The sequence below is a fragment of the Helicobacter pylori genome (genome assembly GCF_001998165.1).
Taxonomy (GTDB): Bacteria; Campylobacterota; Campylobacteria; order Campylobacterales; family Helicobacteraceae; genus Helicobacter; species Helicobacter pylori_DL.
Window position 1 is genome coordinate 1 of sequence record NZ_MTWR01000133.1, and the last position, 242, is coordinate 242.

General features: G+C 42.6%; 1 protein-coding gene. It reads right to left on the reverse strand.

Translation table 11 applies throughout. The features are described 5' to 3' along the window. A partial coding sequence (locus tag BZK24_RS08535; protein ID WP_171972437.1) for a GTPase occupies positions 1–242 on the reverse strand: 242 nt, incomplete at both ends.

Below are 242 nucleotides of genomic sequence, written 5' to 3' on the forward strand. Positions count from 1 at the left end.
TTGTATTTAAGGGCTTTGAGCGTGAGTAGGGGCATGTCAAAACCTCTGCCATTGAAACTTATCAAGCGCGGTTGCTTTTCGTTAAAGTATTTGAAAAAGTCCTCTAAAAGCTCTTTTTCGCTCGCAAAATCTTCTCTGTTTTCGTGTTTTTGACCAAAATTCCCCACTTTCAAATGGGCGTTGCTCAAAGCGTTGATGAGGGAGGATTTCCCTACATTAGGTTGGCCCACAAGAGCGACAAT